The sequence below is a fragment of the Methanoculleus sediminis genome, from assembly GCF_001017125.1.
GTDB classification, from domain to species: Archaea; Halobacteriota; Methanomicrobia; order Methanomicrobiales; family Methanoculleaceae; genus Methanoculleus; species Methanoculleus sediminis.
In genome coordinates this window covers 147,781-159,852 of the sequence record NZ_JXOJ01000004.1, presented here as the reverse complement: position 1 = coordinate 159,852, position 12,072 = coordinate 147,781, and the positions used below count along the sequence as shown (strand labels likewise).

The 12,072-nt window shown below is 65.5% G+C and carries 10 protein-coding genes; 5 read left to right on the top strand and 5 right to left on the bottom strand.

Annotation, left to right across the window (positions count from 1 at the left end; genetic code table 11):
* Positions 1-124 precede the first annotated feature (124 nt).
* Both SZ63_RS09295 and SZ63_RS09290 read right to left on the bottom strand, forming a co-directional pair.
* The gene (locus tag SZ63_RS09295; RefSeq protein ID WP_241481305.1) at positions 125-4,171 is read right to left on the bottom strand and encodes a HEAT repeat domain-containing protein; all 4,047 of its coding nucleotides are present in this window, start codon (positions 4,169-4,171) and stop codon (positions 125-127) included.
* A gap of 552 nt (positions 4,172-4,723) precedes the next feature.
* Positions 4,724-5,329: a helix-turn-helix domain-containing protein gene (locus SZ63_RS09290; protein WP_048184521.1), complete on the bottom strand. Its 606-nt coding sequence runs from the start codon at positions 5,327-5,329 to the stop codon at positions 4,724-4,726.
* 294 nt (positions 5,330-5,623) lie between these two features.
* Between SZ63_RS09290 and SZ63_RS09285 the strand changes: the two genes are divergently transcribed.
* From SZ63_RS09285 to SZ63_RS09275, 3 genes are read left to right on the top strand one after another with little or no spacing between them, the layout of a single operon-like run.
* Entirely contained in the window at positions 5,624-6,151 is a 528-nt protein-coding gene (locus tag SZ63_RS09285) for a hypothetical protein (protein WP_241481304.1), read from the top strand.
* On the top strand, positions 6,148-7,155 hold the full coding sequence (locus SZ63_RS09280; RefSeq protein ID WP_048184517.1) for a PIN domain-containing protein: 1,008 nt from the start codon (positions 6,148-6,150) through the stop codon (positions 7,153-7,155). The genes SZ63_RS09285 and SZ63_RS09280 overlap by 4 nt, the downstream gene beginning before the upstream one ends.
* Positions 7,119-7,814: an HAD family hydrolase gene (locus SZ63_RS09275; RefSeq protein ID WP_048184514.1), complete on the top strand. Its 696-nt coding sequence runs from the start codon at positions 7,119-7,121 to the stop codon at positions 7,812-7,814. The genes SZ63_RS09280 and SZ63_RS09275 overlap by 37 nt, the downstream gene beginning before the upstream one ends.
* Here SZ63_RS09275 and SZ63_RS09270 read toward each other — a convergent pair whose 3' ends face one another.
* Positions 7,815-8,672: a methanogenesis marker 8 protein gene (locus SZ63_RS09270; protein ID WP_048184513.1), complete on the bottom strand. Its 858-nt coding sequence runs from the start codon at positions 8,670-8,672 to the stop codon at positions 7,815-7,817.
* 126 nt (positions 8,673-8,798) lie between these two features.
* Here SZ63_RS09270 and SZ63_RS13075 point away from each other — a divergent pair, with 126 nt between their 5' ends.
* Positions 8,799-8,957: a hypothetical protein gene (locus tag SZ63_RS13075; RefSeq protein WP_169746320.1), complete on the top strand. Its 159-nt coding sequence runs from the start codon at positions 8,799-8,801 to the stop codon at positions 8,955-8,957.
* A gap of 9 nt (positions 8,958-8,966) precedes the next feature.
* Entirely contained in the window at positions 8,967-9,716 is a 750-nt protein-coding gene (locus SZ63_RS09265; protein ID WP_048184510.1) for a heparan-alpha-glucosaminide N-acetyltransferase, read from the top strand.
* A 147-nt stretch (positions 9,717-9,863) separates the two neighbouring features.
* Here the strand turns inward: SZ63_RS09265 and ade are convergent, their stop codons facing one another.
* Positions 9,864-11,522: an adenine deaminase gene (gene ade / locus SZ63_RS09260; RefSeq protein ID WP_048184508.1), complete on the bottom strand. Its 1,659-nt coding sequence runs from the start codon at positions 11,520-11,522 to the stop codon at positions 9,864-9,866.
* Positions 11,519-11,971 carry a hypothetical protein gene (locus tag SZ63_RS09255; protein ID WP_048184506.1) on the bottom strand — a complete coding sequence of 151 codons (453 nt, stop codon included), beginning with the start codon at positions 11,969-11,971 and terminating at the stop codon, positions 11,519-11,521. Before SZ63_RS09255 ends, ade begins: the two co-directional genes overlap by 4 nt.
* Positions 11,972-12,072: the final 101 nt, after the last annotated feature.

Below are 12,072 nucleotides of genomic sequence, written 5' to 3'. Positions count from 1 at the left end.
CATGAGCGGAGAGATAATGGTTGCGAAACAGCGTGATATCGCCTAGGAGGAAGCGACGTCTTTCACAACCGACCCGCTGATAACCTGTAAAAACCGAAATCGCGGGCAAAGAGCCCGAACCGGCCTACAGACCGCCGGTCTCCTTTCCCGCCCGTGCCCGGATCCGCTCCACCGCATTCTCGGCGGCTTTCCGGGCATACCAGTCCTCGTCGTCGAAGATGCGCTCGAGGGCCCCGATTGCCCGCGCATCCCCGATCTCGGCGAGCACGTCCGCCGCACGTTTCCGGACATCGCCGTCCGGGTCGCCAAGTGCGGCTACGACCGGCTCCATCGCCGGGGCCCCCGTGGCGACGATTGCCGTTGCGGCCTCCCGGCGGACGCTGTAGTAGTCGTCGTGGAGGAGGTTCATGAGCCCCGGAACCGCACGCGGGTCGCCGATCTCCCCGAGGACTTTCGCCGCCCGCCGCCGGATGCTGTCGTCGCGGTCGTCGAGCACCGCGAGCAGCGGTTCGACCGCGACCGGTCCTACCCGGGCGAGATCGCCCCACCGCTCCTTTGCAATCAGGTAGACGACCGCCTCCTCTCCCGTTGCGGGCGACCATTCCAGGCGGTCGAGAGCATCCGCGACCCCGGCACGGACGCGGAAATGCTCGTCGGTGAGGGCACCGGGGAGCAGACGGCACGCCGGCTCGCCGATCAGGACGAGCGCCGCCACCGCGCTCTTCCGGGACGCATCGTTCCCGTCCCTGAGGACGCGCAGAAGCGGCCTGACCGCCGGCTCGCCCATCATGCCGAGCGCCCGTACCACGACGCGCCCCAGGCGCCAGTCGTCCTGCAGGAGCGCATCGGTCAGCGGTTCGATGGCCGCCGGGTTCCCGATCTTGCCGAGCGTCGCGGCCGCTCCCATCCGGATTGCCGGAGGGGCGGCGCGAAGAGCCCGGACAAGCGGTTCGACGGCCGGATCGCCGATACCGACGAGAGCCCGCGCCGCCCCCAGGCGGATCTGCCAGTCACGGTCCTGGAGCGCGTCGATGAGCGGGATGACCGCCGGTTCGCCGATCATCTTGAGCGCTTCGACCGCCTTTCTCTGCGTGCCGTCCTGCTCGGTCCGGAGTTCGTAAATCAGCTTCGCGACTGCAGACCCCCCGATCATGCCGAGCGCGCGTGCCGCACCCACCTGGATAGCGCTGTCGGGATCGTTGAGCGTCCGGATCAACGGCTCGACCGCACCGGGCCCGATCCCGGCAACGGAAGCCCACTGCTCCTTCGCGATCAGATACCAGACGGTCTCGCTTTCGGTCTGCGGCTCCCATCCGGCTCTGCCGAGGACCTCGGCCGCACCCAGCCGGACCAGATAGCGTTCATCGTTGAGAGCCTGCGTAAGAAGATCGACGACCGGGTCCCCGAATCGGGTGAGGGCATCGATCGCCCCGAGCCGGAGGGTATCGTCGGGGTGCCCCAGCGCCCCGATGAGCGGAGCCGCAGCCGCTTCCCCGAGACCGGCGAGCACATCTCCCGCCCGCTGCCGGATCAGGGCATCGTCGTTTCCGAGCGCCTCGACCAGCGCCTCGAAGGAAGCCTCCCCCATCGCCTCGAGAATCCCGGCTGCCGTCTGCCCGATCTCGGGATGCCCGAGAACCGGGACGAGCGCGCCGGCTGCAGGCCTCCCGATCCTGACCAGGACCCCGGCGGCCGTTTTGCGGAGCCGAACCTTGTCCAGGGCCTGGATCAGCGGTTCCACCGCCGGTTCCCCGATCGCGACAAGCGTCTCTTCCGCCGGTTCGCGGAGCGCCTTTCTGCCGAGCAACCGGATCAGGGAAGGGACCGCAGGGGCGGCGATGCCGACCAGCGCCTCCATCGCCGCGGCCTGCACCGCCTCATCGAGGTCGCCGAGCCGTGCCACCAGGAGATCGACGGCGGGAGCACCGAGCTCCACGACCTCCGGCCATCGCTGCAGCGCGATCAGGTAAACGATCTCCTCCTCTGTCCCCTCTTCGGGAGCCCACTCGAGTTTCTCGAGAACTCTTGCGGCTCCCATCCGGATCGACGAGTTCTCGCCGCCGAGTGCCCCGGCAAGCGGTTCGACGGCCGGATCGCCGATCCCGGTGAGAGCAGCCGTCGCTCCTGCCTGCCCGTCGCCCTCCTCGCCGAGGAGGGGGATGAGAGCGTCTACCGCGGGCGCACCGATGCCGATCAGGGCGTCGACGGCCTTCCGGTGAAGACGATCCTCGCCGGTCCTGACGAGTTCGACGATGGCCGGAACCGCTTCGGGCGTCCCGAGCCGGCCCAGAACTTCGACGGCGTTCTCCCGGGCGGCCCCGCCCCCATTTTCGAGGATCTCGAGGACGGGCGCCACGGCCGGTTCTCCGATGGCAACGAGCGCATCCGCCGCCACCGGGGCGACGGCCTCGTCGGCGAGGGCATCCACGAGCGGTCCCACCCCCGCCGGTTCGCCGATCTCGCCGAGCGTCGCCGCAGCCTCGCAGCGTATACGGTCGTCGTCGCCGTTGAGCGTCCGGATCAGCGGCTCGACGGCCGACGAGCCCATCCGGGCAAGTTCCATCCACTCCTCCCGGGCAATCAGGTACCAGGCCCGTTCAGCGTCGCTCCAGGGTTCCCAGTTCATCCTGGCGAGAATTATGGCCACCCGGGATCGGATACGGGACTGCCCGGACGTCAGCGACTGGATCAGGGCCGGCACCGCCGGCTCGCCGAGCGCCCCGAGAACGTTCCGAAGCGTCTCCTCTACCTCCCCGTCCGTGGAGTCCAGGGCGCGGATGCACGCCTCCGCCGCCGGTTCGCCGATCTTCACCAGGGCCGCCGCCGCCGTTCCGCGGAGGGAGGGGACGGAGAGCAGCCCGATGAGCGGCTCGACCGCAGGAGAACCGATCTCCGTGAGCGCCATGGCCGCCAGAGGGCGGATCTCATCGTCCGCTTCGTGCAGAAACTCGACCAGGGGATCGATCGCGGCTCCGCCGATCTCCCCGAGAGTCCGGGCGGCGTTCCACCACACCTCCCTGTCGGGGGACTTCAGGATGCGGACGAGGGGCTCGACCGCAGTTTCACCGTAATCCGCGACATCGAGCCACGCTTCGTCGGCGACGAGGTAGCGTATCGCGCCGGCGTCGTCGGGAGACTTCCATCCGAGTTCCCGGAGGACGGAGGCCGCCGATCTTCTGATGCTCCGCTCAGGCGCACCGAGAGCCTCGATAAGGGAGGGGATTGCCTCGTCGCCGATCTCCCGGAGCGCGTAACGGGCACCGAACTGCACCTCGCCGTCATCGCCGGCAAGCGCCGCGATGAGAGGGGACACGGCGGGACTCCCGATGCGCACGAGCGTGGCTGCCGCCCCGATCTGCGCCGTAGCGTCCCCGAGCGCAGCAATCAGCGCGGGGATCGAATCTTCGCCGATCAGGGCGAGGGCTTCGGCGACGCACCATCGCCGCCGGTCGCCCGCAAGAGCAAGGGCCCGGACCAGGGGCTCTACGGCGTCGGCCCCGCGCTCTGCGATGGCACCGACGGCACGCCCGCGAACCTCGGCATCGTCACTGCCGAGGTCGTCGATGAGCGACTCTATCGGGCGTTCATCGCTCCCGGCGGCCACGGGCGCCGGTTCTTCCTCCGCTAAATCGAGCTCGAATTCGAGCTCGTCGATCCCGGACCGGGAAGCATCGTCGTCGAACTCGAGAATCTGCATGAGTTCCTCGTCGCTGAGGGCGCCGGGGTACGGGGCAGGCAGGTCGTCGGAAGAGAGGGACGGGGTTTTGTCCGGGAGAGAAAAGTCAGGGAAGACTTCGTCGGTCTTTGCTCCCTCCGCCGGGGCAGGGACGTCGATCTTGTCAGGGGAGGCGATAACTCCGGGACTGTCCGCGAGAAACTCCGCCGGGGAAGGGGGGGTAGCCGCCCCGTCCGGCGAAACGAGATCATCGAACCGCCGGAGGGCATCGGGGACATTATCAAGCCTCTCAAAGACGCTCGTCCTGTCGTCGGCCGGGGCATGCCCGCCCGGGGGTGCCTCGACGGACATACCGGCGTCCGGGGGTTCGGGGTCGTCCTCACCATCGCTCTCTTCGGCATCCCTCTTTATCCAGTGCCTGATAAGCGAAGAACCGTTCGGCCCGAAGAGCCCGGGCAGAGCCACGATAGGGCATACGGATTCAACCGCCGGCATACCCGGCACTCCCGCACCGGGCAGGAGGAGAAGAAGGCAGATGATCCAAAAGATTGCGCAGATAAGGGTACGTAACGTCTGAGATGGTGAACGGTCGTCAACGGGCCAGGGCACGCGTCTTTCCGCGGATACCGGCAACACCACCACTACATCGCGGATTCCGGCTGCCGCATCGGCGGATTGGCTGTCCGGGACTGCTCGTCGGGCCTCGATGCACATAATGACTACTCTACGTCTAAAAATTAAATATGTTTGTTTCTCGTGCCGCAGAAATAAAAAAAACTTTTATATATCACCTGTTTCAGGAACAAATATTAGCTCCCCGGGCCCCGGGGTCCCCGGGCAGCGCCCGTATCGCACCGGTGAGGCGCACCGGGCCGGGGGTCACGGGTGCGGTGCCGCAAGGATCGTATAAGCCTGCCGGGGGCCCTGTATCGTTGGCGTGATCGGTCAACCGCTATGTTGCTGCATGGCCGGGAACCATCCGGAGAAGTTCGGCTCTGCCGTCGAACGAACCACCATCGGCACCTGAATGCAACCCCGAACAGCCGATCAGAACCCTTCGTTCATGATCCGGTTGAGTTCCGAGCGCTTGATCCGCCAGGTGCCTCCGCACTTGACCGCCGGAATTCGCTCCTCCCGGATGAACTCACGGATACGGCCGGGGGTGAAGTTCAGGGTCGAGGCAACGTCGTCGACGGTGAGCATTGCGTCGCCTGCGCTACGACGATGTCCGCACCCGATCGTCTCCCAGTTCTCGTCCGGCAGCATGATGGTGATGACCGGTTCGCCGTCGTCCCCGGGGGAGACCGCGGCCTTGAACTTCAGTGTGGGAACAAGGCCGTTCTGGTAGAGGCTGACCTGAAACTCGAACTCCCCCTCGGTCGTCGTGCAGGCTTTGTCCCTGAACGCATGAAGGGTGTCCCAGAGGTTCTCCGTAACGGTCTCCTGCGGGATGTTCGGGAACGGAACCATGCTCTGTGCGGCCCGTGCCGAGACCGCGAGGGGGAACGTGATGCCCAGATCCCTCCCCATCCGGGTGATCTCTATCAGATCCCCGTCATCGATGGCGTCCTGACGTGTCTTCCCCTGCTGCTCCGGGTCGGCCAGCCCCCAGATGTCTTCCGGTGTCCGCAATCGCACTCTTCGTATCTCCATGGGTCATATCTCTCCGGGTAATTTCGCGCTCTACTATACCACTATGGGGGTATCGATCATAAAATATTTGCCAAATATTTCGCGGTATTTTCCAATTTATTCGGCGTTAAAGGCGTATTCAGGGAGCCCCGGGAGCAAAATGCCGCCACGATCAGGCAAGAACCCTGACACAGTTCCCGGGGAAGCGAATACAGAGCCAATTATCCAAAAATTACGGAGGATACGGCCCCTGAGTACCTGCCATGAACTCCGATCCCGGGAGAGCGGCCCCGACAAAGCCTATATAGCATCAGGGTGAGTCTTGAAGCAGTGATCGACCCCGTGACACCCGCCTCCGGCGACGCCTACATAGCACTTCTCGGACGCTCGACATGGGCGCTCGTCAACGCTTACCACGCAGTCCTGCACCAGAAGGGGCTGCGCCCCGAACGGGTCATTATCGTCACCGAAGAGCCTTACGCGCAGGAAGCATCGATCGCGGCCGAAGCGGTTGGAACCGTCTCTGAGGGATACGGGTTCACACCCGCGATCGGGACGGAGATCCTGCCGGAAGCCGACTTCGTACGGGCCGGGCAGACGATCCGGTCGCTTGCCGGGGACCTCATCCGGCAGGGATTCGATGTGGCGATCGACATCACCTCGGGCAGGAAGGTCACGGTCGCCGGGGCGCTGATCGCGGTCTCGGTCGCGGGGCTCGATATCCGGCACATCTATTATCTCGCCATGAAGAACACCGATGACGTTGCAAAACCCTACATGATGATCCCGCATCAGATCCAGCAGATCCGGGATATCATGGAGGATGCGGGGGCGAGAGGATGAACGATACGGTCGTCAGGGAGGGCGAACTGCAGGTTCTCATCAACAGTCTCGACGAGATCCGCGTCACGTACCCGCTCTACGAGGGAGATATCCTGGTCGCACGTCCGAAAGGAGCCGGGTTTTCGCTCGAACTGCCCGCATCCCGCGAGACCTTCCGGGACTGGCTCGCCGGATACGAGCCGGTCTCCGCGGAACTTCCCTCCTACGCCGATCTCCAGGAGTGCATGTTCGCAAGCGGGATTGCCCGCTATGTGAACCAGGCCGCCTTTGATGCGATGCTCGCATCCTACGGGCAGCTCAAGAAAGCCGTCTTCTTCGGCCTGGATACGAACCTCTTCTACCACGGGTTTGCATCGAACAACCCCGGGATCGATCACGCCTCCTACCTGATCGTCGATACCGTCCGGGACGAGATCGCGTATGCCATCAACCGCAAGTACCCGGCAAAGGCGATCGGGGAGATGACGGCACTGGCGCCCGACTGCCGGGAACAAATCGCCCAGCTCGAGAACAAACGAATGAAGCGGTCGAGGAAAGCGGCGTACCTCGCGCTGAAGGAGTACCGCACCATCCGCGACCGGGCGACGGAGATCGCCGCGCCGGGGCCGCATACGCATCTCTCCGAGGAGAACGACCGCAATATCGTCCGGGCGCTCCGGAAGTTCGAGGATGAGCGGTATGCCCTCCCGGTTCTCCTGACCGCCGACATCTACATGGCCGACCTCTGCATGGCCGAGGGGCTCGAGTACTTCTACTTCGACCGCCCATATATATTGGAGGCAACAGCCTGCACGGCGCAGGCGTTCCGGCGGCTGCTCTTCAACATCGCCGCCGTCTTCGGGTTCGTGCAGTGCAACGGCATCACGATCTTCGGGGAGTACGGCGGGAAGGGCAACGACCTCGACGAACTGAAGGTCCGTTTCCGGGACGACGAGGCGTACCGTGCATTCATGAGGGAACTCAAGATATGCAGAAACCTGACGGCACTCGGCATAACGCGGTAGAGGCGGTCCTCTGCGACATGGACAACACCCTCTTTGACTTTGTGCGAGCGAAGCGGGAGGCGTGCCGGTGCGTGGTCGACCACCTCGGAGCCGGCGACCCCGAAGCGCTCTTCTCGCAGTTCCTCCGGGGAATTCACGGGTTCGAGGATCACGAGAACATACGCGACTACATGAACGATCTCGGGGTGTATGAGGAGAGGACGTTTCAGGTCTGCTGCCGCACCTACGAAGACGTGAAACTCGGCCTGGTGGAGGCGTACCCGGGCGTCGAGGAGACGCTCCGGCGCCTCGGGGACGCCGGGATCTCTCTCGCGGTCGTGACCGACGCGGAGTCGCCCCAGGCACGCCGGCGACTCGAGAAGACCGGGCTCATCGATTACTTCGAGACCGTGGTGACCCCGGAGATCTCGGGCAGACGGAAACCGGAGCCCGACTCCCTCCTCTGCGCTCTCCGGCGGCTCGATGCGGCTCCGGCGCGGGCGATGATGGTGGGCGACAGTCTGGTCCGCGACATCGCTCCCGGGAGACATCTCGGGATGGTGACCGCGTTCGCCGCCTACGGCGACTGGCGCGACGGCAGCGTGCCGGACATAAAGGCCGACATCGTTCTGGCCGAGTTTGCCGAACTCGCGGGCCACGTCGGCATTACGGGCAGGTAATCAGCGGAGCGGCGAGGGCGACTGCGAGCCCGGCACCGGAAGGCGCGCTCCGTGGACGATGACCTGCTGATCGGTCTCCGCGACTTTGCCGAGAATGATTCCTTTTCCTGCGGCCGTCATTGCAAAGACCGGAATCGACGTCCCCGCCTGGAGGAGCGCGGTCTTCGCCGCCTCATCACGGATGTGCCGCGAGGCGCAGGCGGTGAGGAGATCGGCCGAGCGGGCCATCAGGGCGGCGTCCTCCCGCGAGAACCCGGTCGTGTGGACGGCGACGATCACGGCACCGGGGAAACGCTCCCGGATGGCCGCCGCTTCGGCGGCAATTGCGGTGGTCACGGCTATCCGGCGATGACCGAGTTCTGCCGCCAGGGCGACGCCGGCGGCCTGGTCGATCGCGGCGGTTGCCGGATCGAGGACGGCGCCTCCGTTCTCCTCGATCCGCGCGATAACCTCGCGGATAGGGCTCGTCTTCACGAGCCCCGACATCCGGCCGCCGATCCCCTGGATGAGGGCGGGGTTCGTCGCAACAAGCGTCCCCGCCCCGTCGGAGACGATCACCGCGGCGTCGAGATCTCCCCGGCGGACGGCGCTGCTCAGGAGTTCCGAGGCCCCGAAGATGACGAAGTCCGGCCCGGCAAGGACCTCGCGCTCCGGCGTGCACATCCCGAACGATCGAATCCGTTCCTCGATATTCTTCCGTATCTCCTCCGTCGTCATCTCCTTGACCGGGAAGGCGAACCGGCGTGCCAGCGGGCAGTCCCCAATCTGCGGCGTCCCGACCTCGACCACCCCGCCGTTCCGGATCACGACCCGGCACCTGCCGGCGGCCTCTATGATATGCTCGTCACGGTCGCTCATGAAAGAAGTAGAACGGGCAGGGGAATAATGGTGCCTCCCCCCCGGGTAAATGCTTATCAGATAGCGTTCCATGAAACTGTAGGCAATTCATGATACGCTTACAGCAGCAAGGCGGGGTGAGAGAACGTGGGCAGGATCTGTAGCCCGTTCGTCGTGATCGAGTGCAGCCGGCAGTGCGGCTTCTCCCGGCTCTACAACGAGCCCACCGGGGAGCAGAGCCGGGAGATAACCGATACGAAGACCTGCCCTGCCTGCGGCGCCCCCGTCCGGCGAAGGCTCTTCTGACGGAGCATCATGCCGGGAGAGCGTTACTGGGAGATCGACCTCGCCCGGGGCATCGCCGTCGTGACGATGATCCTCTTCCATTCGGCCTTCGACCTCGACTTCTTCGGCGTCCTGCCGCTCGACGTCTCCGGCGGGTTCCTCAGGATGCTCGCCTACCTGACCGCATCGACGTTCATCTTCCTCGTCGGGCTCTCCTTCACCATCAGTTACGCCCGGGCAGCACGACGGCTTGATAGACGCGGCCTCGCGCTCAAGTACGTCCGGCGCGGCCTCACCATATTCGGCTACGGCCTCGTCATCACCGCCGTCACCTGGCTCTTTCTACCGAACGTCTACATCGTCTTCGGCATCCTGCACTTCATCGGGCTTGCGATCCTGCTTGCGCCGCTCTTCGCCCGGCTTGATACGGAAAAACTTCTCATCGCGAGCATCGCCTGCCTCATCGCGGGCTACGCGGCAAGCCTCGTCACGGGCCCGTGGCCGCTCCTCTGGCTCGGCATCCGGCCGGAATCTTTTTCGAGTCTCGATTACGTCCCGCTCCTCCCCTGGTTCGGCCTCGTCCTGGTCGGGATGGCAGTCGGCCGCCTCTTCTACCCCGACGGAAAACGGAGTTGCCCGCTCACGGTTGCGGAACCGGCGTTTGCCCGGCCGCTCGAGTTCCTGGGCCGACACTCGCTCTTCATCTACTTCCTGCATCAGCCGGCGGTCCTGCTCCTGATCGCGGTGCTGGCGCCGGGGGCGGTGACGGGGTTTTGGTGATGTTATCAACTCACGCGAAGCCGCGAAGTGCGCGAAGAGAACTGTTCGCAACCACACCACCTTCGCGGCTTCGCGGCTTCGCGTGAAATCCCATCAACCGGAAACACAACCAAAAAAAGTCAGGGGAGAGCACCCCTGCACGTCCTCTCACTCCTCAAACAGCGGCACGTCCGCAAACGCCCCGACGTCGAAGACCCCGCGCTCCGTGACCCGGATCTCGGGGATGACCGTCAGGGCGAGGAACGAGAGGTACATGAAGGGATTTGCAATCGCGCCGAGCCGCCGGGCATGCTCCTCGAGGGCCGCAAGCCGCCGCACGACCTCGTCGTAGGGGAGGGCCGACATCAGTCCGGCGCACTCGAGCGGGAGCGCAGTTACGTCGCGCCCGGAGACCACCGCGAGGCCCCCGCCGAGCCGGACCACCTCGGCGACGGCGCGGACGATATCGGCGTCGCCGGCTCCGACCGCGACGATGTTGTGGGAGTCGTGGGAGACCGACCCGGCGATCGCCCCTTCCTGCAGGTGAAAGCCGTGCACGAGCCCGACGCCGGAGCCGGTAGCCCGGTAGCGGTCGGTGACGACCGCCTTGAGGATGTCGCGGTCGAGATCCGGGATCCCGGCGGCGTCTACGGAGCAGCGCATCTCCCGGGTCGTGATCTGACCGGGCACGATCCCGATCACCCGCGCCTCCCCCCGCCCGGCTAACCGGATATCGCCGGGTTCCGGCACGCGGACGTGCATGGGAGACGCCGGGCAGGCAGGGGGCAGGTAGCCGGCGTCGATGACCTCGGCGCCGCGCTTGAACGTCCGGAGGACGCGGAAGCGGTCGGGATCGTCGACGACGCAGAAGTCGGCAAGCCTGCCCGGTGCGAGAACGCCCCGGTCGTGGAGCCCGAACCTTCCGGCGGCGGAGAGCGTGGCCATACGGAGCGCCTGCTCGACCTCGAGGCCGCACGCGACCGCCTTTCTGATGCAGTCGTCGATATGCCCCTCCCCGGCGAGCATGTCGGCGTGCCGGTCGTCGGTGGCGAAGCAGCACCGCGGCGCCGTGCAGGCGTCGACGAGCGGAAGGAGGTCGCGGAGGTTCTTCTCCGTCGAGCCCTCCCGGATCATGACGTACATCCCCCGGAGGAGTTTCTCCCGCGCCTCGGAAAGCTCCGTACACTCGTGGTCGCTCTGGACGCCGGCATAGATGTAGGCGTTCAGGTCCTTTCCCGAGAGGAACGGCGCATGGCCGTCGATGACCTCGAAGAGATCCATCTTCGCCCGGAGATCCTCGTCGCCGAAGAGGACGCCGGGGACGTTCATCACCTCGGCGAGCCCGACGACCCCCTCCCTGCCCCGGAACCGGGCGAGGTCTGCGGCCGTGAGCACGGCGCCGCCCTTATCGAAGGGCGTTGCCGGGACGCAGGAGGGGAGCATGACCAGGACGTCGAGCGGCGTCCGCGCCCCTTCGGCAAGCATGTAGTCGATCCCCGGCGCCCCGCAGACGTTTGCTATCTCGTGGGGGTCGGCGATCACCGTCGTCGTGCCGTGCGCGAGGACGAGCCGGGCATACTCCGCCGGCGCGAGGAGCGAACTCTCGATATGGACGTGGGCGTCGATCAGGCCGGGCACCACGTAAGCGCCCGAGAGGTCATGCTCGCGCTTCCCCTCGTACTCCCCGATGCCGACGATGCGGCCGTCCTTCACCGCGAAGTCCGTGCGCTCCCAGGAGCACGCGAAGGGATTGAAGACCTCCGCTCCGGAGAAGACGGCATCCGCGGGTTCGAGCCCCCGCGCCGCCGCGAGTCCCGCCGGGGTCAGGCTGTTACCTCCAGGTCGCGGATGACCGATGCTCTCCGCTCGCTGCCGACGAAGATGGTCAGAAAGGCCTTGTATGAGCCGGGCTGCAGGTCTGCCCGGATCGTGTATTCGTTCTCCCCCGTAACAAGGTCGATATACCGCGCTTCGGAGAAGGCCTCGTGCTGTTCAAGCCCGACCACCTCCATGATCGTAATCTGGAGCACGGCGTTCTCGACGGGCTCGCCGGGGTTCTCCACATGGACCCGCATGGCGTCGCCGCTGTAGGTCACCTCCCCAAACGACGTGGAGAGGCAGCCGGCAGCCCCGGCGAGGCCGGCAAGGGCCAGTATCAGAAGAATCGCATATGTTCTGGACATTCGCTCGGAGAACCGGGGAGCCGTACGCCGTGCGGGCGCAAGCACGGCCGTATGGCCCCTCCCGTTCTCCAGATTCACCTCCACTCTATTCATTCAGAATTTTGGCTGCTATTATTAAAATATTGTGAAAAAACGGAGATTGCAAATGTTTCGGATTCCGGGCTCGATACCGGAGGGCGCGGTCCGGGAACTGC

What these genes read in the sequence shown, in the direction of transcription:
- SZ63_RS09295 (WP_241481305.1), bottom strand. Translation starts at nt 4,171, where the DNA reads ATGCCGGCGGTTGAATCCGTATGCCCTATCGTGGCTCTGCCCGGGCTC.
- SZ63_RS09290 (WP_048184521.1), bottom strand. Translation starts at nt 5,329, where the DNA reads ATGGAGATACGAAGAGTGCGATTGCGGACACCGGAAGACATCTGGGGG.
- SZ63_RS09270 (WP_048184513.1), bottom strand. Translation starts at nt 8,672, where the DNA reads ATGAGCGACCGTGACGAGCATATCATAGAGGCCGCCGGCAGGTGCCGG.
- SZ63_RS09255 (WP_048184506.1), bottom strand. Translation starts at nt 11,971, where the DNA reads ATGAATAGAGTGGAGGTGAATCTGGAGAACGGGAGGGGCCATACGGCC.
- SZ63_RS09275 (WP_048184514.1), top strand. Translation starts at nt 7,119, where the DNA reads ATGCAGAAACCTGACGGCACTCGGCATAACGCGGTAGAGGCGGTCCTC.
- SZ63_RS09265 (WP_048184510.1), top strand. Translation starts at nt 8,967, where the DNA reads ATGCCGGGAGAGCGTTACTGGGAGATCGACCTCGCCCGGGGCATCGCC.
- SZ63_RS09280 (WP_048184517.1), top strand. Translation starts at nt 6,148, where the DNA reads ATGAACGATACGGTCGTCAGGGAGGGCGAACTGCAGGTTCTCATCAAC.